The sequence below is a fragment of the Aquirhabdus sp. genome (assembly GCF_046462495.1).
Classification (GTDB): domain Bacteria; phylum Pseudomonadota; class Gammaproteobacteria; order Pseudomonadales; family Moraxellaceae; genus Aquirhabdus.
In genome coordinates this window covers 43369-67186 of the sequence record NZ_JBKGVE010000009.1, presented here as the reverse complement: position 1 = coordinate 67186, position 23818 = coordinate 43369, and the positions used below count along the sequence as shown (strand labels likewise).

The window sequence follows — 23818 nt, the reverse complement described above, 5'->3', positions numbered from 1 at the left end:
AATTACTTTAATCAATAACGCCAATAAAATACATTTTTATTCGGTTTACACAGCGTGTTTATTTCTACGGTGTCTCGATCTATGGCTATTCTTGATTTACCTGCACACCCTTATTTATTACTTACCCCAGGCCCTTTATCGACATCGGCAACGGTGAAGGCAGCCATGCTCCGTGATTGGTGCACATGGGATGCTGAATATAACAACCTTATTCAAGACATCCGCACCAGACTCGTCGCATTAGCTACAGCCAACACCACGGATTACACGGCAGTGTTGATGCAAGGTAGTGGCAGCTTTTCAGTAGAATCCGTTCTTGGCTCCGTCGTACCCCATTCTGGTCGTCTATTGATTATTGCCAATGGCGCATATGGCGAACGCATGGTGCAAATGGCAACCCGCATGCAAATCGCCATCTCTGTACTTCGCGTGTCTGAACTTGATCGCCCTACGCCTGAATTAGTTGCCGAACGCTTATTGCAAGAATCAGATATTACTCATGTTGCTTGTGTCCATTGTGAAACAACAACTGGAATGCTGAACCCCGTGCAAGAAATTGGCAGTGTCGTTAAAGACGCAGGAAAAATCTGGATCGTGGATGCAATGAGCTCCTTTGCGGGTCTACCAATCGATGTTGCCGATTGGGACATCGATTTTTTGATCTCTAGCGCCAATAAATGTATTCAAGGGGTACCGGGTTTTGGTTTCGTGATCTCAAAACGTAAGACCTTATTAGAATGTGCCGGCATTGCGCGCTCAGTCAGTTTGGATCTTTTTGATCAATGGCAAACCATGGAGCAGCAAAATGGCAAGTGGCGCTTCACCTCACCAACACACGTGGTACATGCTTTTTATCAAGCGATGCTTGAGCTTGAGCAGGAAGGTGGTATAACAGCCCGCCATGCAAGATATCAGGAAAATCAACGCCTGCTTGTTGATGGCATGTTGGCTTTAGGATTCAAACTCGTCGTTGAAAACTTAGCCTGGCACTCTCCGATCATCACCACGTTTCGATATCCTCAGATTGAAAATTTTTCATTTAGTCATCTCTATGAACAGCTCAAGACCCATGGTTTTGTCATTTACCCTGGCAAAGTAACGGATCTGGATTGTTTCCGCATCGGTAATATTGGCGAGGTTTATCCTGCTGATATAAAGCTCTTGCTTATGGCAATGAAAGACGTATGCATCGACTTCAACATGGAACCGATTTCAGCATGAATTTCACCCGCGAACAAATGCTTATAAAACCTGAGTTGATTGATGCTTGGCTCGATCAACTTTTCTTACTGATGCAGAGCCGCGGCAGCGCTCACTATGGTGAGGGCATCAGTCAGTTAGATCATATGCTGCAAAGTGCCCAGCTTGCAGTGGATATGAACTACCCAGAGCATTTGGTCGGAGCTGCGTTATTACATGATATCGGTCACTTATTGGGCGATGAGCCAAAAGATGTTGCCGCACAAGGGATAGACACCAAACATGAGCAGCGTGGTTCAGCATGGCTGGCACAAGTCTTTCCGGAATCGGTGTATGTTCCTATTGCACTCCATGTGGCAGTCAAGCGTTATCGCTGCACGGTAGATCCTGACTATCACAGCAGTTTAAGTCATGCATCGCTTTTAAGTCTGGCGTTGCAAGGTGGCCTCATGAGTTCTGAACAGGTGACAGCCTTCCAAAACTCGCGCTGGTTTGAGGAAGCTGTGGCATTACGCACGCTAGATGACTATGCCAAGAAAACCGATGCAAAACCCGCGGGTCTTCAATCTTATCGTCCGCTCTTAAAGAAAATGATCCTTAATCAATCTATTTAAATTCAATCAACTGTTAAAAAACTTGAGGTTTATATGTCTTACCGTTATCACCGCCAGTACACCGGATCGCTGCAAGCGATTGTTTTTGATTGGGCTGGTACGACTGTGGATTTTGGATCGCGCGCCCCGATTCTAGCATTTATGGCGTTATTTGAAGAAAACGCTGTACCGATTACCGAGCAAGAAGCGCGTGTGCCAATGGGTCTAGAAAAGCGTGAGCATGTGGCGGCTTTGCTGGCGATGCCGCGCGTAGCTGCTGAGTGGCAAAAACATTATGGACAACCATCTACAACGGCAGATATCGATCGTCTTTATCACGACTTCATTCCTTATCAATTGAAATCTATCCCTCGATGTGCCCAATTATTACCAGGCGCACTGGAAACTTTTGCTGAAATTCGCACACGAGGCTATAAAATCGGCAGCAATACGGGTTACGCTCGAATCATGCTGGATGTGCTATTACCAGAAGTCAGTAATCAAGGGTTTACCCCTGATGCTACTGTCACAGCCAGCGATGTTGAGCGGGGGCGCCCATACCCAGATATGCTGTGGAAAAATCTAATGGCACTGGGCGTGCAGAATATTGCAGCAGTCGTTAAAGTAGATGATACACCTGTCGGTATTGAAGAAGGGCTAAATGCAGGGTGCTGGACAGTTGGTGTAGCGATTAGTGGTAATGAAGTCGGTTTGAGTTTAGAGGCATGGTCAGCCCTATCCACTGAAGAGCAAGAACAATATCGCGCTAAATCATATCAAAAGCTTGCAGCCTCCGGAGCCCACTATGTCATCGATAGCATCGCTGATTTGATTCCTGTATTGGATGATATCGAATGTCGTTTGGCTATCGGAGAGAAACCATAGATGTCGTTCATAGCGCTATTGCTCCTCACCCTTTCTGCAATAGCGCATGCGTCTTGGAATCTTTTTGGTAAGCGTGCTGGACAAGCTGGGGTGACATTCTACTCCCTGACGACCGTTGCTACTGCAGCGGTTTCTCTACCCTTTCTGGTTTATTTTGGGCGCTGGTTTACCGAGCTTCCATCTTTTTTCTGGCTATTTGTTTGTGCGACAGGAATTGCACAAGGGGTCTATTTTATTGGCTTAGCAGGAACTTATCAGCATGGTGCATTTGGGCTGAGTTATCCGCTTGCCCGTGCATTACCCGTATTACTAGTTCCCTTAGGCAGTGTCATATTCTTAAACGGAGAACTCGATTTCGCTGCAATTTGCGGTATGGTGATCGTGGTCATGGCAATGCTGAGCCTCGTTAGAATCCATCACTCTGAATCAAGTCAAGTGATCGCAATAGGCTTTGCAGTCATTGCAGCATTGGGTACGGTTGCGTATTCATTAATCGATTATCATGCTTTACAGCGCCTGCAGGACTGGTATCCTCGCGAGCCAAAGTGGCATCTGATGCTGTTTTATGCAAGTTGTGAAGCATGGGCAACGATGGTTTTTCTTGCCTGTATTTTCTTTTCCAAAATTCAGCGCATTAAACTTAAAGACACTTATCAAATCCATGCCAAAACTGCTTTTTTGGCAGGTGTGATGATGTTTATCACTTATGCTTTAGTGCTTTTGAGCTATATGCTCGTGACGAATGTCAGCTACGCGGTAGCATTTAGACAGCTCAGCATTCCGATCGGTGTGTTTTTGAGCATTGTTTTCTTACACGAAAAGATCAGTCTAAAGGGAGTATTTTCGAATCTATTCTTATTGCTCGGACTTGTCATGATTGTGATAAATAGCTAAAAAAAATCAAATAAAAATAGATTTAATATACAAAAAAGCCCTCAATTGAGGGCTTTTTTCTGATGATTAAGAACGGTAATCTGCGTTGATCTTCACATAGTCATACGAGAAGTCACAGGTCCACACCGTATCTACAGCCTCTCCGCGACCTAAGCTAATGCGGATGCCAATTTCAGGCTGAGCCATAACGGCCGCCCCAGCAGCTTCGGTGTACTCTGGGTTTGCACCGCCATTTTTTACAATCTGCACATCATCCAAAAACACTTGGACATTGGAAACAGCAAGGTTGTTTACACCGGCATTACCAATCGCACAAACAATGCGGCCCCAGTTCGGGTCAGAAGCAAAGAAAGCAGTTTTAATCAGTGGTGAATGCGCCACACGGTATGCAACATCACAGCACTCTTGAGTATTCGCCCCACCCTCCACGCGCACAGTCATAAACTTGGTTGCACCTTCTCCATCGCGCACAATGAGTTGTGCTAAGCGCAAGAAGACACGGTTAAAAGCTGCCTCAAAGTCACTATAGCGATCATCGGTCACTGATGATAAAACATCGCCACCCGCTTTTCCTGTTGCAACCAATACACAGGCGTCATTGGTTGATGTATCACCATCAATGGTGATGCGGTTAAAAGACTGGTTGACTGCATTGGTCAAGAGTGTTTGTAGTACATCACGCGCAATTGGTGCATCGGTTGCAACAAAGCTCAGCATCGTCGCCATATTCGGACGGATCATACCCGCGCCTTTGCTAATACCAGTAATGGTGTACGTATCACCATTCAGCATGAGGATTTCACTGGCACCTTTTGGTAAGGTATCCGTAGTCATGATGCCATGTGCAGCTTCGGTCCATGCATTCTCATCGAGAGCTTTTAATGCAGCAGGTAATCCCGCAACTAAACGATCAATCGGAAGTTGCTCTCCAATCACGCCTGTAGAAAAAGGTAAGATTTGATTGCTTTGGATTTGTGTTAATGCCGCAAGTGCTTCACAAGATGCATTTGCATTTTTAAGACCCTGTGGTCCCGTTCCCGCATTGGCATTACCGGTATTGATCACTAAAAAACGAGGACTATTTAGACTCAAATGCTCGCGAGCCACGAGTACAGGAGCTGCACAAAATGAGTTTTGAGTAAACACAGCAGCAGTAGTTGAGCCTTCTGCAAGTTCAAAGACAACCAGATCGCGACGGTTTTGATAACGGATATAGCTTTCAGCTATCCCGATGCGAACACCTTGAACAGGTTGCATTACCGGCATCTGTAAATCGCCAACTGCCATGATATTTTCCTTTATGTATTGAACAGTGAAAAAGAGAGTAATGACCTTAAAAATTGATCTCTCAAAAGTGTCGATATTATGCAGCAGATTTTGCTTCACTGGCAGAGGTTCATATCATTGATGATTAATTAAATACAGGAATGAAACAATAAAAAGATAGATTATCGCTGTTGTTTTACCAAGCGCCCCAGTTGCATAAAGTCACTGAATTCTGCTGGCGCTTTTTCATTTTAGTTTGGCATACTTAGGCACGTTTTTCCTCGGTCAAGATACTACTCCATAGCACCAGCCACACTATTGCCAGAATACATGCAGGATTAGAGTTATGACGGACAAAAAAATCGCAGAGCATCAAATCTCTCCGACACACAAAACCAGAGCTTCTCCCATCGCCCGCTATGCGGTCTGGATTATTTTTACCCTTTTCACAATCCTATGCATTTATGAACATGTTTGGTGGTTAGCATTAATTACAGGCGCATTTGTTGTACTGGGATTTCGTGATCGATTTCAAAGTCATCATGCGATCTTGCGTAATTATCCGATTATCGGACATATGCGATTTCTATTCGAAGAATTCCGACCAGAGATTCGTCAATATTTCATTGAAAGTGATACTGACGAATTGCCATTTTCCCGTGATCAGCGTTCACTTGTCTATCAACGCGCAAAGAAAGAGAATGATACGCGTGCTTTTGGCACCATCAGTAACTTATACGAAGGAGGCAGCGAATGGATGACTCAGTCTATTGGTGCCATGACCTTAAAAGATCATGATTTCCGTATCGTAATCGGCGGAAAAGACTGCCTACAGCCCTACTCTTGCTCTGTGTTTAATATATCCGCTATGAGCTTCGGAGCACTCTCAGCCAATGCGATCCGTGCATTGAATCGAGGGGCTGAACTTGGCAACTTTTACCATGACACAGGCGAGGGGTCGATGAGTCCTTATCACCTTGAATCAAAAGGTGACATCGTCTGGGAGATTGCCTCCGGCTATTTTGGTTGTCGAACTTTAGAGGGAAAATTTGATCCTGAAGAATTCCAAAGTAAAGCAACCAACCCACAAGTTAAGATGATTGAAATCAAAATCAGTCAAGGTGCCAAGCCTGGACTTGGAGGGCTCCTTCCTGCAGGTAAAGTCACCCCAGAAATTGCACGAACCCGGGGTATTCCTGTCGCACAAGATTGTGTCTCACCACCAGCGCATACCGCGTTTACTACACCTCGCGAGCTCATTGCTTTTATTAAGCAATTACGCGATCTTTCAGGTGGCAAACCAGTCGGTTTTAAATTATGCATTGGGCATCCGTGGGAGTTTATGGCAATAGTAAAAGCCATGCTACTCACCGATACTTATCCAGACTTTATTGTTGTGGATGGTGCTGAAGGCGGCACTGGTGCAGCAGATGTTGAATTCATGGATCATATCGGCATGCCGCTACGTGATGGTTTTCTGATGGTGCATAACACGCTGGTTGGCGCAGGAATTCGTGACAAAATTCGGGTCGGCGTTAGCGGCAAAATCATTAGCGGCTTTGATGTTGCACGTATGCTGGCTCTTGGTGCAGATTGGTGTAATAGCGCACGTGGTTTTATGTTTGCATTGGGATGTATTCAATCTCGCTCTTGTAATACAGATCGCTGCCCAACAGGTGTCGCAACGCAAGATCCTTATCGCCAACAAGCATTGGTTGTTCCAGACAAAGCACAGCGCGTTAAAAACTTCCATGAAGGAACGCTGGCCGCACTCGCGGAAATTATGGGCGCTGTCGGTGTGACTCATCCTGATGATTTGGAACCTTACCATGTGATTAGGCGCGGACCCGATGGACAGATTCGACTGTTCTCAAAGCACTACTATTTCTTAAAAGATAGCAGCCTGATCACAGGTGAAGAGCAGTCTGATGTCTATACTCAATTGTGGGCAATGGCCAATCCTGATACGTTTAATCCCAATGCAGGCTATTTAATTCCTCATGGAACCGAATCACCAGCAAATCAGCGGGTTGAGTTGGTCAGTCACTCATAAAATCTTGTCAATTTATTCCCAAAATCAAAAAAAGTGCATTTTGATAATGCACTTTTTTTGATTTTGGGAATCGGATTTTTTTTGGGGAGTTTAACGTCTCGCCCAACCTCCTCTGTGGAAGTGGTATCGACCACCTCCATCACGTCCCCAACTAGACTGATGATAGAAATAGCCTGGACGACCATGCTCATAACGGCCTGGTATCCAAGTATGTCTACCACCTGACCATCCCCAATATCCACCAATCCAAATAGCGCCAGGATAAGGGATCGTAGGGATCACTTCAGTGTAAGGTGCTGGCGGTGCTGCATCTACAACAATATCATCCGTAGTTTGGTATGCGTACCTTGGATATGGAGCAACCACACAAGCGGATAGGCTGAGCGCGCCGGCAGTACTGGCTGCCATTAATACTAATTTGAGATTGTTCATATCAAGCCCCTCGACTTTAAAAATGCATCATCGGCATTGTTCCGCACTTACTTTTAACTCATTCAAATGAATGACGAGAACAAGGCCAAATGTTCCTTAAAAAAAGTATGAACCCACATAAAAAGAATTGCTGTAACTTGTATTTGTATGTTGTGCAACAACATATCTGCAATGTGAAGAAAAGACTTCAATTGTGAATAATACTCACCTTTTGTGTAATGCATTTTTTCTTGATTTTGATCTGACATCATTGGTACTGATCATAAAAAAGCCAGCATCTATATGCTGGCTTTTTAAATCAAAAACACAAGGAAAATTAATTTGGGATATCGCGTTGTGAGACTTCACGAATTTTTTGTTTTAACGCTTCATAACCATGCAGCGCTTCAAATTGTGGGAATTCCGCAATCACGTTTGCGGGTGCATCAAATAAGAACCCATGGTCTGCTTCACCGAGCATCGTTGTATCATTGTATGAGTCACCCGCAGCAATCACGCGAAAGTTCAAACCATGCAATGCTTTAACGGCTTGACGCTTCTGATCAGGTTGACGAAGTTTGTAGTCCGTAATCATGCCATTGGCATCAGACTCTAATTTATGACAGAAAATGGTTGGCCAGCCCAATTGACGCATTAAAGGATGTGCAAACTCATAAAAGGTATCCGACAAAATAATCAATTGAAAATGAGTGCGCACCCATTCTACAAACTCACGCGCTCCTTCAAAGGGCCCCATATCTGCAATGACCGCCTGGATATCTGGCAAACCCAAATTGTGTTCACGTAGAATACGTAAACGCTGAGTCATTAATACATCGTAATCGGGAATATCACGAGTTGTGGCTTCTAGTTCTTTGATGCCGACTTTTTTTGCGAAATTAATCCAAATTTCTGGAACCAACACCCCCTCCAAATCTAAACAGACCAATTCCATGCCGCACTCCCCTTAAACAAATGATGAATGTATCGAATGAAAAAAAAATATGGGCGCACTCTACAATGGATTGAATCATTCGTCCATGCACACCAGCATATTCGTATTAAAATAGCGTTCATCTTCCATAATAAGCGACATTTATTCCCTGATTTGAATAGCAAACTCACTCCATTATGACGATCTTCACAATAGCTCTGTCAGTTTTCAGTGTGATTGAGTAGAATATACGCCTTGCAAATTATCACCCAAGCCAGCCGCTAGGAGCCTCCATGAGTGCTGTAATTCCAACCATCGATCAAGTGGATGCACTTGCTCAAGAATACAATGATCAATCACCACAAAAAATCGTAGAACTTGCATTAAGCCAAGAAGGCGAAATCGCAATTTCATTTAGCGGTGCTGAAGATGTGGTGCTTATTGATATGGCCCATCGCTCGGGTAAGCCATTTCGTGTATTCAGTTTGGACACCGGTCGCCTACATGTCGAGACCTATCAATACCTCGAAACTGTGCGTAAGCATTACGGCATCACCATTGAAATTTGCTTCCCTGAGCCTGGTCCTGTCCAAGCCATGGTGAATGCAAAGGGCTTATTTAGTTTTTATGTAGATGATCATAAAGAATGCTGCGGCGTACGCAAGATTCAACCCTTACGAAAAAAACTCGCAACGTTAGACGGTTGGATTACAGGCCAGCGTAAGGATCAAAGCCCTGGCACACGTTCAGAAGTTCCGGTGATTCAACCTGATCCCGGCTTTAGCGGCGAAGGAAAATCACTGATTAAATATAACCCTCTTGCCAATTGGACCAGTGCTGAAGTTTGGAATTATATCCGCATGATGGAGATTCCATACAATCCGTTGCACGAACGTGGTTTTATTTCCATCGGATGTGAGCCTTGTACACGCCCAGTACTACCAAACCAGCATGAGCGTGAAGGTCGTTGGTGGTGGGAAGAAGCGACTAAAAAAGAATGTGGTCTACATGCCGGGAACATTGAAGGCAAATAAGCTTCTGTGCAGAACAAAAAAAGCCGCATCGAAGTGATGCGGCTTTTTTAATTTGGAACTTAAAAGGCTTTAAGCAAATCCCAGAAAAACAATTAACGCGCGATCGACCGCTTGCAGAATATCAGGATCCAATTGCCCTACAACCTCTCCAATCTTATCTCGAGCAAGAGTCTGTGGCTTATCCACCATAACTTGCGAAGCTTGGAGTAAGCCATTTAACTCACTCGGCTCAACGGGAACACGAAACAAAGGAGCTTCAAGTCGCTCGTCGGTAATCGGTAAGATGACGATTGAAGGGTGCACAGAAAATAAATTTGACTGTATGACAAGCGCAGGGCGACGTACTCGGTAATCACCTTGTACTGCTACGGTGACGATATCACCACGCTTAAAAGTCGATTCGACTAGTTCACTGGTCAATGCCAGCCCTCCTGATCCCCAAACACATCTAGCCAGCCTGCAACCTCGCGTTCAAGCGCGGCACCCTGAATAGACAGCGATTGACGACGACACTCCTCAGCAAAACCTTTCTGCCGAGTATCTGCCACCCATATCTGTACGGGTCGTAGCCCTGATGCACGCAGAGCCTCCCGATGTTTTTGCACTCTTTCAGCAACACTCATGCGCATAGCCGCATCGCTCTTTGAATCCTTTAGGTCCTATTTATAAAACAAATTTAAGTTGCATGCAACAAATTTGCACTCGAAACCGTAATGTTTCATGTATTTAAATTAAAAAAAAGTTTCATGAAACTAAAAATTAAAATGTATAGCACAGTTACATGATTTTAAAATATTTAATATATTCAATTAATTGGTAAATATTTATCGATTTAATATCGATTTTTAATGTTATTATTCACCAAACCGATAATAACACATTTAAATGGGTATTCGCTGCGACAATAGTGCGGAATAAGGTTTCCTTTAGGGAACTTTAGGAAAACCTAACGCGTAGGATGCTTACTGTGCTTCAGAACTACATCCCTCAAGATTAGAAATTCACTTCCATGTGCATATTTAAGATTTTCTTTAAAATAAAAAAAACATAGAGGACGATTCTGGATTTACTTATCGCTTTTTGATGGTTTGTTGGTACGCATAATGCGGGTAGGATTTTGGCTAAGTTCTAATCATCAACCAAGGATCAAAGCAATGTCACTACGAGATATCATTTCGAATACGACAAGCACCCTATCGAAGAATCCTAATGCAGCCAAAGCGACCTTTGATGCCAGTCATGCTTTAGTTGGCGTAACCGAAGTTTCTGTACGAGTGGGATCTGGTCATAAATTTACGATTGATGAGCCTGAGGTTTTAGGGGGACAAAATCATGGAGCTAACCCAGTTGAACATGCACTTGCTGCACTCGGTTCATGTCAGGCGATTACTTATCGAATTTGGGCAACCAAACTTGGAATTCAAATTAACAAAGTTGAAGTATCTGTTGAAGGGGATATTGATTTACGGGGGTTCTTTGGTGTCGATGAGAATGTACGTCCAGGTTTCAACGCCATTCGTATCCAGGTTCGATTGAGTGGTCCAGAGACTCAAGATCGTTATGCTAAATTGACCGCTGCAGTTAATGCACACTGCCCTGTTTTAGATCTTTTTGCGAATCAGGTTCCGATAGAGCACCACTTGATCTCTGATGTGCAACTACAATAAAACAGATTTGTTTTTCTTGATTGTGATCGAAAATATGAAGCCGCTCAATTTTATAAATAAAAAACGCCATCCTAAGATGGCGTTTTTTATTTGATTAATACGGTCAGTGCATCAGAGAATAGCTGCTAATTCTGCGCCATCACGAATCGCACGTTTTGCATCAAGCTCAGCTGCGAGTTTTGCACCGCCAATGATGTGATACTTTGCACCAGTGACAATCCCTTCTTCAGGATATAGTCCCCGCACAGACTCCTGTCCTGCACAAACCACTACAGTGTCAACGCGCAATAATTGTTGTTGACCATCAACAGTAACCCAAAGACCCTCAGTCGTAATCCGATCATACGACACGCCGCGCATCATCCGCACACCACCTTTTTTCACTGCAGCACGATGAACCCAGCCTGACGTTTTACCCAATCCAGCACCAACGCTTGTGGTTTTACGTTGCAACAAATAAATCTGGCGATAAGGTGTGTGCAATTGAGGACGAACCAGACCACCTTCGGTTATATAGTTAGCATCACTATCCACACCCCACTCTTGCTGCCAATCCGCTAAGGGCTGAGGTTGTGGGGTTTCTGGATTACGCAACAAAAACTCACTCACGTCGAATCCAATACCACCAGCTCCAACCACAGCAACACGCATTCCAACGGGTGCGCCACGCAAGACTTCTGCATAACTCAGCACTTGTGGCATGTCACTACCATCCAACTTTAACGGACGCGGAATAACGCCAGTGGCAATAATGACATCATCATAACCCTCACGCTCTAATTGCTCACGACTCACCTGAGTATTTAAACGCAGTTCAACGCCGGTTTTGCTCAAACGCTTTTTAAAGTAACGAATCGTCTCATGGAACTCTTCCTTACCCGGTACCACTTTTGCCAAATTAAATTGGCCACCAACATCCGCTTGTGCTTCAAATAATGTTACTGCATGACCGCGACTCGCAGCGACTGTTGCGGCAGACATACCTGCAACACCACCACCCACTACTGCAATACGACGTGGGCGTTTGGTTTTAATATAAACGAGTTCAGTTTCATAACATGCTTGCGGGTTAACCAAGCATGAGGCGCGTTTATTGGAAAATGAGTGATCTAGGCAGGCTTGATTACAAGCGATACAAGTGTTTATCTCATCAACACGATTGGTTGCCGCTTTATTCACCCAGTCCGGATCCGCTAAAAATGGACGGGCCATCTGTACCATATCTGCTTTGCCGCTGGCCAAAATCTCCTCAGCAACATCCGGCATATTAATCCGGTTAGAGGCGATGACCGGAATACCGACATGCTTACGCACATTGGCAGTCACATCAACAAAAGCTGCACGAGGAACAGAAGTCACAATCGTCGGAACACGCGCTTCATGCCAGCCAATACCGCTATTGAGTAGCGTAATTCCAGCCTTTTCCAATGCCTGAGCGATTTGAACCACTTCATCCATGGTATTGCCATCTTGAACAAAATCTATCAATGACAAGCGAAAGCAAATGATAAATTTTTCACCGACTTTTTCACGAATGGCTTTGACAATCTCAACAGGAAAACGCATCCGATTTTCAATATCGCCGCCCCATTGATCTGTACGTTGATTTACATGGCGACTTAAAAATTGATTGATCAGATACCCTTCAGATCCCATAATTTCTACGCCATCATAGCCGGCAAGTTTGGCAAGTTTGGCACAGTAAGCGTAGTCATGAATGGTGGACAAAATATTGCTATCACTCATCTCACGTGGTTTAAACATGGAGATGGGTGATTTGATCGGACTTGATGACACCACAAAAGGTTGATAGCCATAGCGTCCAGAATGCAAAATCTGCATTAAAATTTTGCCACCATGTTTATGCACTGCATGAGTGACCAAGCGATGATTCAATGCATCGGTCGGTGAATTCATACTACCGCCAAAAGGCAATAACCAACCTTGGCGATTAGGAGAGATCCCGCCCGTGATAATCAGCCCAACGCCACCTTTGGCACGCTCACCAAAATAAGCAGCCAGTTTAGGATATTGGTAAAAACGATCCTCAAGCCCGGTGTGCATCGACCCCATCACTACACGGTTTCTAAGTTGAGTAAAACCGAGATCAAGCGGCTGCAACAAATGAGGAAACGCATTCACTTTCATATTTAAAACTCTTAAAAAATTTCAGAATCGAATATTTATCAATGCTTAGATCAAAATTTCTATATAGAACTTTTTATAAGTTCATCGAAATTTAAAGCCTGGCTTATCACTGAATTTATTGACATCTATAGTGTTATTCGCGTTACTGAGCTGCGAAAAATCTAACCTTATAGGGATATCATTATATCTCGCAAGTTTAGGCATCTATCATTGGAATTGCCAGTGGCTTTGTATTTTGTTTTTTGACATTTCAGGTCAATTGAAGATAAATCTTGAACAAAAAAAACTCGACAAATCACGTGTCTCATTCTGATCTAACAATTGTATGTTTTTTGTCGAATTTATATCGGATTGTGGTCTTCGATACTTACACTCTTTTTTTAACTAAAAATATATAAATAAAACAATAATATAAAAAATTATTTAATTATTTAAACAATTTTAGTCATCCGATAAATGACTGTCGATTTATTTCAAATTGTGTTATTTTGTCTAACAATCTTGGTTAAGTCGCATGATGCGCACCAAAGACGAATCACATCCAGTAATAAAAGGAAATTACTATGCGTACAAAATCACTAACCGCACTCGCCGCTTCAATTGGCGTCATACTGGCCACTGGCACCACGCAAGTCATGGCACAAGGATTCGGACTGTATAATTCTGATGTTGCGACTATGGGATCTGCCTATGCAGGTAGTGCCGCAAATAGTGAAAACGCAACAGTGGTACAGACCAACCCTGCAGCAATTTCTCGCCTTGAAGGTATCCAAGCTTCGACTAACGCCACTTTGATTTTGGCAAGTTCAGATATCAAGAATCCAGTGGGTTCTGCTCCTGGTACCAACAAAGGCGACATGGTCCCTCAAATTATTGTTGGTTCGACTTTCGTCACAGTTCCACATGTTGGTTTAGAGAATTTATCACTGGGTTTTGGCGTTTATGCACCTTTTGGTCTAAAGACCAACTATGAGGATACCTTCCAAGGTCGCTCCTTTGGTGATAAAAGCGTTGTAACCGTTGCGACATTCCAGCCTACCGTTGCTTATGCCTTTGCACCGAACCTTTCAGTGGGTGCAGGTTTAACCATCAATCATATTAATGGTTTACTCTCTAGTGGCGTGAGTCCTGCGGTGCCTAATGCGTCGACAGAACTTGCAGGAAGTGACAACGCATTTGGTTATAATGTAGGCGTGATGTTCTCTCCAATTAAAGATTTTGATCTAGGTTTAACTTATCATTCTAAGGTCGACTATAAATTAACAGGTTCATCTGAAGCGTTAAACTTGCCCATTACTAATACACCGTACACCTTTATGGCACGTGGCGATGGAAGCTTAAAACTGACGACACCTGATAGCTTAGAGTTTGGTGCATCGTTTAAACTGATTCCTACGCTGGATCTTAAGTTTGGCTATACCCGTACATGGTGGAGCACCATCAAGACTTTAACTCCATCAAGCCATTTCACTTCTGCCGGCATTACACCTTCAGTTCCTCTACCTGCAGTATATAGTGCTCAAATCGCCGCGACCTTAAATGGCAGCAACGCATCAGCAGAAGAATTAAACTTTAAAGATACCAATATGTATAGCCTTGGTGCAGCATGGCAGGTTCACCCAAAAGTAACCTTGCGTGCTGGTGTGGCTTTTGATGAAACCCCGATTCAAGACAAATACCGCAATGTGCGCTTGCCATTGGGTGATCGTACAATCTTTGCGGTCGGTGCTAATTATAAAATCACAGATAAGACCGATGTCGACTTTGGCTATAATTATCTGATGGAACAAGACGCTAAGATTAATCGCGCAGATGCTACCAAAGGCATCTACCAAGCGACTTTCCAAAACTCAGGCAACTTAGTCGCATTACAGCTCAATCATCAATTTTGATTGATTGAACAAGACAAAAAAACAGGGCATTCAATGCCCTGTTTTTTGTCTCATAAATTAATATTTACGTTAAAAAGCCCAATCAAAAGAATGGGCTTTTTAACAGATATCAGTTTACGCTGATTTTATTTTCCAGCGCGTTGTGCAGCTTTGGCTGCTAAACGGCTACGGTGCAAAACTGGCTCAGTATAACCATTAGGCTGAGCACATCCTTCGAGGATTAACTCACGCGCAGCTTGGTAGGCAATGGATGTATCAAAGTTGCCAGCCATGTTGCTATACAGTTTGTCACCCGCATTTTGTTTATCAACAACAGCAGCCATACGTTGTAGTGTTTCTTCAACTTGGGCTGTCGTGATGACGCCATGTTTCAACCAGTTTGCAACATGCTGGCTTGAAATACGCAAAGTTGCACGATCTTCCATCAGACCAATGTCATGCAAGTCTGGAACTTTAGAACAGCCAACACCTTGATCAACCCAACGAACGACATAGCCCAAGATACCTTGGCAGTTATTATCAAGCTCTTGCTTGATATCCTCTGCAGACCAGTTTGTATCAGGAGCCAATGGGATGTTCAAAATATCATCGACACTTGCAGGAACGCGTTTCAGCAATTCTTTTTGTGTCGCGAACACATCAACTTCATGATAGTGCAGCGCATGTAAGGTTGCGCCAGTTGGCGATGGAACCCAAGCCGTATTGGCACCGGATTTAGGATGAGCGATTTTTTGTTTAATCATCTCAGCCATCAAATCTGGCATTGCCCACATGCCTTTACCAATCTGTGCTTTACCAGACAGACCGGTTGCAAGACCTACATCAACGTTTTGATTCTCGTAAGCAGCGATCCATATTGATGTTTTCATGCTGTTTTTACGAATCATCGCACCAGCAAGCATTGATGTATGGATTTCATCACCAGTACGATCCATGAAGCCCGTGTTGATGAACATCACGCGGTCTTTTGCAATACGGATCGATTCTTTCAAGTTGACTGAGGTACGGCGCTCTTCGTCCATGATGCCTACTTTCAGCGTCAATGGTGCAAGACCGAGTACTTTCTCTACACGTTCAAACAGTTCAACAGTAAAAGCAACTTCTTCTGGACCGTGCATTTTAGGTTTAACGATATAGACCGAGCCAGTACGTGAATTTTTTAAACGACCATTGCCTTTCAAATCATGGATAGCGATCAAGCTGGTAATTGCGGCATCCAAGATACCTTCAAATACATCTTCGCCACCAAAACGTGCAGCAGGATTAGTCATTAAATGACCTACGTTACGATTCAATAGCAGCGAACGACCGTGCAAGCTAAAGTCTTTACCACTTGGGTCTTTAAATACTTTATCGCCATGCATCGTGCGTGTATGCGGCTTACCATCTTTTTCAAAGGTATCCGCAAGATCACCCTTCATCAGACCCAGCCAGTTTTTGTAAACTTCAACTTTGTCTTCAGCATCTACAGCGGCAACAGAGTCTTCACAATCTTGAATGGTGGTCAGAGCAGCTTCAAGTTCAACATTTTTAATGCCTGCTGGATCGGTTTTGCCAATTGGGCTTGCTGGATCAAATTGGATTTCAATATGAAGTCCGTTGTTTTTTAACAAAATGCTGCTAGGAGCGGCGATATCACCAGCGAAACCAACATATTTAGCTGGATCTTTTAATGTGGTCGTTGAACCATCTTTAAGGGTGACTTGCAGGGCACCATCAACCAAGCTGTATTTCACAGCATCAACATGGCTGCCAGTGACAAGTGCTGCAGCTTTATCTAAAAAGTTACGTGCAAATGCAATGACTAAGTTGCCACGAACTGGATTATAACCTTTGCCTTTTTCTGCGCCATTATCAGATGGGATAGCATCTGTACCGTATAACGCATCATACAAGCTACCCCAGCGTGAGTTAGCAGCATTTAGTGCGTAGCGTGCATTCTTAACAGGAACAACCAATTGTGGTCCTGCAAGTGTTGCAATTTCTGAGTCAATATTTTGTGGGTTAACCGTGAAATCTTCGCCAACTGGCACGAGGTAGCCAATGTCTTGTAGGAATTGTTTATATTCTGCGAATGGCTTGTCTTTGCCGCCATTTTGATAATAGGCATCAATCTTTGCTTGCAGATCATCACGTTTTGCAAGTAATGCTTTATTCTTTGGAGTCAAATCCGCGACAATTTGTTCTAGACCTGTCCAGAATCCTTCGCTGGTCACGCCGGTATTTGGCAATGCGTCCTGTTCGATAAAGTCGTATAACTCTTGGGCAACTTCAAGTTTGCCTTTTTGAACATATGTCATGGTCTGTCCTAATTTTGCTTCAGTGGTTGCGATTGAGCATCAAGCCGCGTCGTTTTTTGAACGCAGCAGAAAAGAAAGGCTGTAATTATACTTTGTTATGAGGGAATTTGCAGCTTATACAAGTGTTAGTCCTCTGTGAAGATTAGTGAGTTGTACGCATCATTATTCATGCACTAACGATATAAGCCTTATAGTTGTGATATCGCGCGTTTTAAATTTTTGCGGGCGGAGCGCTCAAAGTGCGTGAAGAAATATTCTGAATTAAATATTTGTGGTCGAGCCAAAAAGCCCTCTAATATCTCGCGACGTTTTTCCTTAAAAATTTCATCTGCTACCCATGCATATTCCTGTCGAACTTGCCGATCATATTCAGCAAAGCGCTCCTCAGTCTCACCCAGAATAGATAAATCAATATCGACTAAAATTTTCTCATCGATGGTTTGCGGGAATGCCGAATGCTGTGTGATCATGATCAAATGATAAATTCGATCACTTTCAGCAATAGCTCCGCCTACATCTAAAACACTTTTTTTTGCCCAAGCCGCACTCAACCGTTCATTGTCATGACCTTTAACATCATAGATCGCATCGTGAAACCAAAGCGCAACTTCGATTTCTCGTGGATGGTCAGTTTGCTCAAACACACGTTCAAACTTTGTTAAGCACTCCATTAAATGCTGAAGCGTATGATACTTTCGCTGACTTTCGCTATATGCCTTTAATAGTTGAGCAAACAAAGAGTCAGAACATTGATTCTGGCTAAAAAAGGGATAAGTCAAAAAAGAACGTCGCCATGATCGCTCTAACAGTTGCAAATTTTTCTCATCAATCATTACAGCCCCTGACGTTTCTTGCACCTGAGTGATGGTTTAAATGGAATCACGGATTAATAACAGTGAATTCATACTAACTAGCCTACAATTTATACATACTGATCTAGCTCAAAGAAATATGACCATGACGATTCAGCATACGGCAATTCTTCAAATTACGCACGAGACCCCAGAACTGATTGAGCAACTTTCGGCACTGCTTATTGATAGTGTCGAAAACGGGGCATCTGTAGGTTTCCTTTCCCCTCTGTCACCGGATACAGCACGGTTCTATTGGCAAAATACGCTCAAAGCACTAGGGCCTGATTTAATGCTCTGGGTAGCGACGAGTGATGATCAAGTCGTTGGTTCCGTACAGCTTTCATTATCAACCAAAGAAAATGGACAACATCGAGCTGAAGTGCAAAAATTATTTGTGCTCAAAGTATATCGAGGTCAAGGTATTGCCAACCAACTGATGCAAACATTAGAAAGTACAGCAAAAGAACACGCTCGAACATTATTAGTTTTAGACACGCAAGTTGGTTCAGATGCTGAGAAGGTCTATCAGTGCTTGGGCTGGATGCGTGTGGGTGAAATTCCTGATTTTGCGGCTGATCCGAATGGTCAACTACGTGCAACTGTTTTTTACTATAAGACGCTTTAAAAAGCATAATTAGAATATAGTAAATATTATTAGCTATTTACTATATAAAAAACCACTCTAGCAAAATCTGTAATGTTTCAAAAAATGATAATCTGCTATTCTTATGTTTAGATTTTCGATTTTTTAATGAGACTTGCCATGACCGTTACCCTCGGAACCCCTCTTCAATCTTCTGCTTTTCGTGTATTGCTGTTAGGTTCTGGTGAACTGGGCAAAGAAGTTGCAATTTCTTTACAACGTCTTGGTGTGGAAGTTCATGCTGCAGATCGATATGCCGATGCTCCGGCCATGCAAGTTGCACATCAGTCTCATGTCCTGACAATGACAGATGCTGTGGCATTGAAAGCCTTAATCGAGAAGGTCAAACCCAACCTCATTGTTCCTGAAATTGAAGCCATTGCAACCGAAGTTCTATTAGAAGTTGAGGCTGCGGGTACGGCAACCGTCATCCCTTCGGCAAAAGCCGCAAATCTGACGATGAATCGCGAAGGGATTCGTAAACTGGCTGCAGAAAATCTAAGTCTGCCAACGTCGTCTTATCGTTTTGCTGATAGCTTGGAAAGCTTTAAAGCGGCTTGCGATAATATTGGCTACCCTTGCTTTGTTAAACCTGTTATGTCTTCCAGTGGAAAAGGTCAATCACGTGTAACAAGTTACGATCAAGTTGACGCTGCATGGGCTTATGCTATGGAAGGTGGTCGCGTCAACTCTGGTAAAGTGATTGTTGAAGGCCAAATCAATTTTGACTTTGAGATCACCCTTCTCACGGTCCGTGCTAAAAGTCCTGAAACTGGCACCATTGAAACCCACTTCTGTGATGCTATCGGTCACCGTCAAGATGCTGGCGATTATGTCGAAAGCTGGCAGCCGCAACCCATGACGGAAAAGGCACTCATTGAAGCTAAGCGTATCGCAGATGTTGTAACAACAGCACTCGGTGGTTGCGGTCTGTTTGGTGTTGAACTTTTTGTACGTGGCGACATGGTGTGGTTTAGTGAAGTATCACCACGTCCACATGATACTGGCCTCGTCACATTAGCCAGTCAATTCCAGAGTGAGTTTGAATTGCATGCTCGTGCAATTTTGGGATTGCCAGTTGACACTACGCGCCATAGTGCGGCTGCTAGTGCCGTCATTTACGCAGGGCTTGAAGGTAAAAATCTGACTTTCACTGGAGTTGAACAAGCCCTGAGTATAGCTGGTAGTGATTTACGTTTATTTGGTAAACCTGAAGGTTTTGCACGCCGTCGTGTTGGTGTCGCAACAGTTCGTGCTAAAGATACCGATGCTGCTCGCATGCTTGCAAAACAATCTGCTGATTCTGTGAAGGTTTCTAATTAAATCCTGTTTGAAAATTGGCGTAGAAATGATTAAACGTATTTGTCCTTAAAACATGATAAGGCGCAAGAAATGGATAATTTACTCAGCTTTACGCCGCCACTTCCTTCAAAAATTAAGCGACTCACTCGCCCACTGAACGCATGGTTTACCACGTCATTCAGTGGGCTTGAACATCTGGATCGACTGAGACCAGCCCTTTATATCGGAAACCATACGATTATGGGCTACGATGTTTCTTCACTGATCACAAATTTATATCTCAAAAAGAATATCTATTTGCGGGGCGTAGGCGACCGTATCCATTTCCAAATCCCTTTTTGGGGAAGCTTCTTACAGCGCTATGGGGCTTTTGAAGGGACTCGCGAATCCATCCATGAGCTCATGCAAATGGGTGAGCATATTTTACTTTATCCCGGCGGAGGCCGAGAGGTACTGAAGAATAAAGGCGAAGCCTATCAACTCGTGTGGAAGAATCGTTTTGGCTTTATCGAACTGGCACTGGCTCACGGCTATGACATTATTCCTTTTGCCGCGATTGGTGGTGAGGAGTTAGTCAATATCAAATACGACTCTAATGATTTTAGAAAATCATTGCTGGGTAAAGGATTACAACGGGTTGGAATACTTCAGCGGATGCGTAATGGAGAAGCATTCATTCCAATTACGACCGGATTCTTAGGAATTCCATTTGTACCGAAACGCCATGCTCTACACTTCAAATTTTGCACACGGATTGAAACCCATCAGATTCCAATGGAACAGCATGAGGCGGTCAAAGCTGAATTAAGAACACGGGTCGCCAATGCGATTGAAGAAGCACTTTCTCAAAAATACATCCATAAAAACGAAAATGCCTAAGTATTTATTCTTAGGCATTTTTTATATAACAGAAATCATTCAAAAATTAGAATAAGCGATTCATGCCATTTAACGCCGCTACGCGATATGCCTCAGCCATCGTAGGATAGTTAAATGTCGTCTGGGTAAAATAATGCAAACTGTTATTAGTTTGATTCAGCATCACTGCCTGACCAATATGAACAATTTCCGCCGCATTATTGCCAAAACAATGGATTCCCAAAATTTCTAAAGTTTCACGATGAAATAATATCTTCAGTACGCCAACCGTATCACCAGTAATCTGTGCGCGTGCAAGATGTTTGAAAGAAGCCTGTCCAACTTCATAAGGTACTTTTTCTTCGGTGAGTTGTTGTTCTGTTTTGCCAATCGATGAGATTTCTGGAATGGTATAAATACCTGTAGGAATACTCGTGACCGGCGGCACATTCTCCTCGCCCACCATATGCGCACCTGCACAACGTCCTTGATCGTAGGCGGCTGAAGCCAATGACGGCCAGCCAATGACATCCCCCGCTGCATGGACATGCGGGACACTGGTTTGATACTGATCATTAACAGAGAGTTGACCACGACTATTGGTGGTTAATCCCAAATTCTCTAGCCCCATACCATCTGTATTCCCAGAGCGACCATTACACCAGAGTATTGCATCAGCTTTGATTTTTTTGCCACTTAACAATTTAAGAATGACATGGTCATCATCTGTTTCTAAGGATTCGATGGTCTCGTTATGACGAATTAGAACACCCAATTCGCGGAGATAATAAGACAGCGCATCCGCAATCTCATTATCTAGATAACTCAATAATTGCGCTTGAGTATTAATCAGTTCAACCTTATAACCTAAACCAATAAAAATGGATGCATATTCACAACCAATCACCCCAGCACCATAGATAATAATTTTCTGGATTGGATAGTCAAGCGTTAAGATTTTATCGCTATCAAATACGCGGGGATGATTGAAATCAATATTTTTAGGTTGGTATGGGCGACTACCTGTCGCGATCATCAGTTGATCAAACGTGAGTGTCTCTTGACCACCATCTCGCAAATGCACTGTGAGTGAGTGTGGATCATTAATGATTGCATGGCCATGATAAATTTCAATTTGATTACGTTCATAGAAACGTGTGTGGGTTTCGACCTGCTGATTGATAACTTTACGCGCACTGCCCAAAATCTTGTTTAACGGGACATGTTTCCACTCACCGACTTTTTGAAATAACGGATCGCGCTGATACCGCATGATGTTAAATACAGTCTGACGCAGAGTTTTGCTTGGGATCGTACCGACATGTGCACAATTTCCTCCAACCACATCGCGCAAATCAACCATCGCAACGTTTCGTCCGCTCTTGGCAAGCTTCATTGCCGCCCCTTCACCTGCTGGCCCTGCACCGAGAACGATGGCGTCAAATTGATATTGAGGTTGCTCTTCAGACTTTTTTTTGCGTGGCATAGCAGTTCTCTGTTTCTCTCAAGGGACAATAGCAAATGACTTCTTTTATCAAAGATATAATACATTGAAATATGAATGTATTAATCAAAAATCAACAAAAATGAATAAGCAAAGGTTTGGCATCACGTGACGCCTTGCTTGAAGAAAAAACAACATTATCCAATGTTGAAAAAACGACGAATGACCTATAATAAAGACATACTACATAATATTGCTTGAATCAGCAGAGGCTACGGCTTTCCATGTCTACGACACCCCTCGCAACAAATGCAATGAACACCCCTACATCCACAGATACACCCCGCCCCGCACCCCATAGAGCTGTCCAAGGTGAAAAACTGCGGGGGGCTGAGAAGATGGCTCGAATTCCTGTCAAAATAATTCCAACGACGGAGTTGCCCCGTAAGCCTGACTGGATTCGTGTCAAGATGACCGCACCAGCCGAAGTACAACGTATCAAAGATACATTGCGTGCTCAGAAGTTACATACGGTTTGTGAAGAAGCGGCCTGCCCGAACCTTGCCGAATGCTTTGGTGGGGGTACAGCAACCTTTATGATCATGGGCGATATTTGTACTCGACGCTGTCCATTTTGTGATGTAGCACATGGTCGGCCTAACGCGCTTGATCCTGATGAACCTCGTCATATGGCAGAAACGATTTCTGGCCTAGGTTTGAAATATGCAGTGATTACCTCTGTTGATCGTGATGATCTACTTGATGGCGGCGCACAGCACTTCGTAGACTGTATCATTGAAACACGTAAAACCAGTCCCGATACATTACTTGAGATTCTTGTTCCTGACTTCCGTGGTCGCATGGATATCGCTTTGCGTATTATGGCGGAGTGCCCTCCAGACGTGTTTAACCATAATATTGAAACTGTTCCACGCCTGTATAAAGCAATGCGTCCTGGATCAGATTACCAACATTCATTGAATCTTCTGAAAAAATTTAAAGAAGTCTGCCCTGATATCCCGACTAAGTGTGGGTTAATGGTAGGCTTGGGTGAAACTGAAGAAGAAGTTCTTGCGCTTTTAGATGATCTACGTGCGCATGATGTTGACTACATTACCATCGGCCAATATTTGCAACCTTCAAAAAGCCATGCTCCAGTTGAGCGCTTTGTTCATCCCGATGAATTTGAACGTTATACCGCTCATGGTCAAAATTTAGGTTTTAGAAATATCTGGGCAGCACCAATGGTTCGTTCCAGTTATTTTGCCGATCGTCAGTACCGCGGTGAACCAGTTCCTCCCGTACGTCGTAGTGCAGCCATCGTTGCATGATGGCAAGTTGAGATCAGATGTGAGCCGTCATTATTTGGCTGCTTACTAAAATAGTAAAACCGCTTGAACGATAAGATTCAAGCGGTTTTTTTTGAACTTTAAAAAGGTG

General features: G+C 43.5%; 21 protein-coding genes. 12 read left to right on the top strand and 9 right to left on the bottom strand.

Features of this window, described 5'->3' with window-relative positions; translation table 11 throughout:
• The first annotated feature begins 81 nt into the window (after nt 1-81).
• The 4 genes from phnW to ACLHG7_RS11040 are packed head-to-tail and all read left to right on the top strand — an operon-like array spanning nt 82 to nt 3572.
• Nucleotides 82-1221 (top strand): 2-aminoethylphosphonate--pyruvate transaminase, encoded by a 1140-nt coding sequence (phnW, locus tag ACLHG7_RS11055; protein ID WP_410211080.1) that lies wholly within the window; start codon nt 82-84, stop codon nt 1219-1221.
• Entirely contained in the window at nt 1218-1814 is a 597-nt protein-coding gene (locus ACLHG7_RS11050) for an HD domain-containing protein (protein ID WP_410211079.1), read from the top strand. The genes phnW and ACLHG7_RS11050 overlap by 4 nt, the downstream gene beginning before the upstream one ends.
• Nucleotides 1815-1847: 33 nt before the next feature.
• On the top strand, nt 1848-2678 hold the full coding sequence (gene phnX / locus ACLHG7_RS11045; protein WP_410211078.1) for a phosphonoacetaldehyde hydrolase: 831 nt from the start codon (nt 1848-1850) through the stop codon (nt 2676-2678).
• Nucleotides 2679-3572, top strand: coding sequence for a hypothetical protein (locus ACLHG7_RS11040; RefSeq protein WP_410211077.1), 894 nt, complete (start codon nt 2679-2681; stop codon nt 3570-3572).
• 66 nt (nt 3573-3638) lie between these two features.
• On the opposite strand, the gene argJ is transcribed toward ACLHG7_RS11040, so the two are convergent.
• The gene (gene argJ / locus ACLHG7_RS11035; RefSeq protein ID WP_410211076.1) at nt 3639-4859 is read right to left on the bottom strand and encodes a bifunctional glutamate N-acetyltransferase/amino-acid acetyltransferase ArgJ; all 1221 of its coding nucleotides are present in this window, start codon (nt 4857-4859) and stop codon (nt 3639-3641) included.
• Between the two features lie 325 nt (nt 4860-5184).
• Between argJ and ACLHG7_RS11030 the strand changes: the two genes are divergently transcribed.
• On the top strand, nt 5185-6891 hold the full coding sequence (locus ACLHG7_RS11030; protein ID WP_410211075.1) for an FMN-binding glutamate synthase family protein: 1707 nt from the start codon (nt 5185-5187) through the stop codon (nt 6889-6891).
• 90 nt (nt 6892-6981) lie between these two features.
• On the opposite strand, the gene ACLHG7_RS11025 is transcribed toward ACLHG7_RS11030, so the two are convergent.
• A complete protein-coding gene (locus tag ACLHG7_RS11025) occupies nt 6982-7323 on the bottom strand; it encodes a hypothetical protein (protein WP_410211074.1) in 342 nt (113 codons plus the stop codon).
• Between the two features lie 316 nt (nt 7324-7639).
• On the bottom strand, nt 7640-8257 hold the full coding sequence (thrH, locus tag ACLHG7_RS11020; protein WP_114898735.1) for a bifunctional phosphoserine phosphatase/homoserine phosphotransferase ThrH: 618 nt from the start codon (nt 8255-8257) through the stop codon (nt 7640-7642).
• A gap of 272 nt (nt 8258-8529) precedes the next feature.
• On the opposite strand from thrH, the gene ACLHG7_RS11015 reads away from it, so the two are divergent.
• Complete coding sequence (locus ACLHG7_RS11015) at nt 8530-9270, top strand: phosphoadenylyl-sulfate reductase (protein ID WP_410211073.1); 741 nt, start codon at nt 8530-8532, stop codon at nt 9268-9270.
• A 69-nt stretch (nt 9271-9339) separates the two neighbouring features.
• On the opposite strand, the gene ACLHG7_RS11010 is transcribed toward ACLHG7_RS11015, so the two are convergent.
• Nucleotides 9340-9690, bottom strand: a complete 351-nt coding sequence (locus ACLHG7_RS11010) for a type II toxin-antitoxin system PemK/MazF family toxin (RefSeq protein WP_410211072.1) — start codon at nt 9688-9690, stop codon at nt 9340-9342.
• Nucleotides 9687-9893 (bottom strand): antitoxin MazE family protein, encoded by a 207-nt coding sequence (locus tag ACLHG7_RS11005; RefSeq protein WP_228254917.1) that lies wholly within the window; start codon nt 9891-9893, stop codon nt 9687-9689. The genes ACLHG7_RS11010 and ACLHG7_RS11005 overlap by 4 nt, the downstream gene beginning before the upstream one ends.
• 531 nt (nt 9894-10424) lie before the next feature.
• Here ACLHG7_RS11005 and ACLHG7_RS11000 point away from each other — a divergent pair.
• Nucleotides 10425-10937 (top strand): OsmC family protein, encoded by a 513-nt coding sequence (locus ACLHG7_RS11000; RefSeq protein ID WP_410211071.1) that lies wholly within the window; start codon nt 10425-10427, stop codon nt 10935-10937.
• A gap of 111 nt (nt 10938-11048) precedes the next feature.
• On the opposite strand, the gene ACLHG7_RS10995 is transcribed toward ACLHG7_RS11000, so the two are convergent.
• The gene (locus tag ACLHG7_RS10995) at nt 11049-13085 is read right to left on the bottom strand and encodes an FAD-dependent oxidoreductase (RefSeq protein ID WP_410211070.1); all 2037 of its coding nucleotides are present in this window, start codon (nt 13083-13085) and stop codon (nt 11049-11051) included.
• A 563-nt stretch (nt 13086-13648) separates the two neighbouring features.
• Between ACLHG7_RS10995 and ACLHG7_RS10990 the strand changes: the two genes are divergently transcribed.
• A complete protein-coding gene (locus tag ACLHG7_RS10990) occupies nt 13649-14977 on the top strand; it encodes an OmpP1/FadL family transporter (RefSeq protein ID WP_410211069.1) in 1329 nt (442 codons plus the stop codon).
• Between the two features lie 125 nt (nt 14978-15102).
• Here the strand turns inward: ACLHG7_RS10990 and ACLHG7_RS10985 are convergent, their stop codons facing one another.
• Nucleotides 15103-17277: a malate synthase G gene (locus tag ACLHG7_RS10985; RefSeq protein ID WP_410211068.1), complete on the bottom strand. Its 2175-nt coding sequence runs from the start codon at nt 17275-17277 to the stop codon at nt 15103-15105.
• A gap of 188 nt (nt 17278-17465) precedes the next feature.
• Nucleotides 17466-18110, bottom strand: coding sequence for a metal-dependent hydrolase (locus ACLHG7_RS10980; RefSeq protein WP_410211067.1), 645 nt, complete (start codon nt 18108-18110; stop codon nt 17466-17468).
• A gap of 124 nt (nt 18111-18234) precedes the next feature.
• Here ACLHG7_RS10980 and ACLHG7_RS10975 point away from each other — a divergent pair, with 124 nt between their 5' ends.
• From ACLHG7_RS10975 to ACLHG7_RS10965, 3 genes are all read left to right on the top strand, one after another.
• Nucleotides 18235-18756 (top strand): GNAT family N-acetyltransferase, encoded by a 522-nt coding sequence (locus ACLHG7_RS10975; RefSeq protein ID WP_410211066.1) that lies wholly within the window; start codon nt 18235-18237, stop codon nt 18754-18756.
• A 138-nt stretch (nt 18757-18894) separates the two neighbouring features.
• On the top strand, nt 18895-20097 hold the full coding sequence (gene purT, locus ACLHG7_RS10970) for a formate-dependent phosphoribosylglycinamide formyltransferase (RefSeq protein ID WP_410211065.1): 1203 nt from the start codon (nt 18895-18897) through the stop codon (nt 20095-20097).
• Nucleotides 20098-20166: 69 nt separating this feature from the next.
• Nucleotides 20167-20955, top strand: coding sequence for a lysophospholipid acyltransferase family protein (locus ACLHG7_RS10965; protein WP_410211064.1), 789 nt, complete (start codon nt 20167-20169; stop codon nt 20953-20955).
• Nucleotides 20956-21001: 46 nt separating this feature from the next.
• On the opposite strand, the gene sthA is transcribed toward ACLHG7_RS10965, so the two are convergent.
• A complete protein-coding gene (gene sthA / locus ACLHG7_RS10960; RefSeq protein WP_410211063.1) occupies nt 21002-22420 on the bottom strand; it encodes a Si-specific NAD(P)(+) transhydrogenase in 1419 nt (472 codons plus the stop codon).
• Nucleotides 22421-22692: 272 nt separating this feature from the next.
• On the opposite strand from sthA, the gene lipA reads away from it, so the two are divergent.
• Nucleotides 22693-23709 (top strand): lipoyl synthase, encoded by a 1017-nt coding sequence (lipA, locus tag ACLHG7_RS10955; protein WP_410211245.1) that lies wholly within the window; start codon nt 22693-22695, stop codon nt 23707-23709.
• Nucleotides 23710-23818: the final 109 nt, after the last annotated feature.

Excerpts from the sequence above, each read along its gene's own strand:
- ACLHG7_RS10975 (WP_410211066.1), top strand. The coding sequence starts at position 18,235 with ATGACGATTCAGCATACGGCAATTCTTCAAATTACGCACGAGACCCCA.
- lipA (WP_410211245.1), top strand. The coding sequence starts at position 22,693 with ATGAACACCCCTACATCCACAGATACACCCCGCCCCGCACCCCATAGA.
- ACLHG7_RS11015 (WP_410211073.1), top strand. The coding sequence starts at position 8,530 with ATGAGTGCTGTAATTCCAACCATCGATCAAGTGGATGCACTTGCTCAA.
- ACLHG7_RS11030 (WP_410211075.1), top strand. The coding sequence starts at position 5,185 with ATGACGGACAAAAAAATCGCAGAGCATCAAATCTCTCCGACACACAAA.
- argJ (WP_410211076.1), bottom strand. The coding sequence starts at position 4,859 with ATGGCAGTTGGCGATTTACAGATGCCGGTAATGCAACCTGTTCAAGGT.
- ACLHG7_RS10990 (WP_410211069.1), top strand. The coding sequence starts at position 13,649 with ATGCGTACAAAATCACTAACCGCACTCGCCGCTTCAATTGGCGTCATA.
- phnW (WP_410211080.1), top strand. The coding sequence starts at position 82 with ATGGCTATTCTTGATTTACCTGCACACCCTTATTTATTACTTACCCCA.
- sthA (WP_410211063.1), bottom strand. The coding sequence starts at position 22,420 with ATGCCACGCAAAAAAAAGTCTGAAGAGCAACCTCAATATCAATTTGAC.
- phnX (WP_410211078.1), top strand. The coding sequence starts at position 1,848 with ATGTCTTACCGTTATCACCGCCAGTACACCGGATCGCTGCAAGCGATT.
- ACLHG7_RS11040 (WP_410211077.1), top strand. The coding sequence starts at position 2,679 with ATGTCGTTCATAGCGCTATTGCTCCTCACCCTTTCTGCAATAGCGCAT.
- ACLHG7_RS10980 (WP_410211067.1), bottom strand. The coding sequence starts at position 18,110 with ATGATTGATGAGAAAAATTTGCAACTGTTAGAGCGATCATGGCGACGT.
- ACLHG7_RS11000 (WP_410211071.1), top strand. The coding sequence starts at position 10,425 with ATGTCACTACGAGATATCATTTCGAATACGACAAGCACCCTATCGAAG.
- purT (WP_410211065.1), top strand. The coding sequence starts at position 18,895 with ATGACCGTTACCCTCGGAACCCCTCTTCAATCTTCTGCTTTTCGTGTA.
- ACLHG7_RS10985 (WP_410211068.1), bottom strand. The coding sequence starts at position 17,277 with ATGACATATGTTCAAAAAGGCAAACTTGAAGTTGCCCAAGAGTTATAC.
- ACLHG7_RS11025 (WP_410211074.1), bottom strand. The coding sequence starts at position 7,323 with ATGAACAATCTCAAATTAGTATTAATGGCAGCCAGTACTGCCGGCGCG.
- ACLHG7_RS10995 (WP_410211070.1), bottom strand. The coding sequence starts at position 13,085 with ATGAAAGTGAATGCGTTTCCTCATTTGTTGCAGCCGCTTGATCTCGGT.
- thrH (WP_114898735.1), bottom strand. The coding sequence starts at position 8,257 with ATGGAATTGGTCTGTTTAGATTTGGAGGGGGTGTTGGTTCCAGAAATT.
- ACLHG7_RS11050 (WP_410211079.1), top strand. The coding sequence starts at position 1,218 with ATGAATTTCACCCGCGAACAAATGCTTATAAAACCTGAGTTGATTGAT.
- ACLHG7_RS10965 (WP_410211064.1), top strand. The coding sequence starts at position 20,167 with ATGGATAATTTACTCAGCTTTACGCCGCCACTTCCTTCAAAAATTAAG.
- ACLHG7_RS11005 (WP_228254917.1), bottom strand. The coding sequence starts at position 9,893 with ATGAGTGTTGCTGAAAGAGTGCAAAAACATCGGGAGGCTCTGCGTGCA.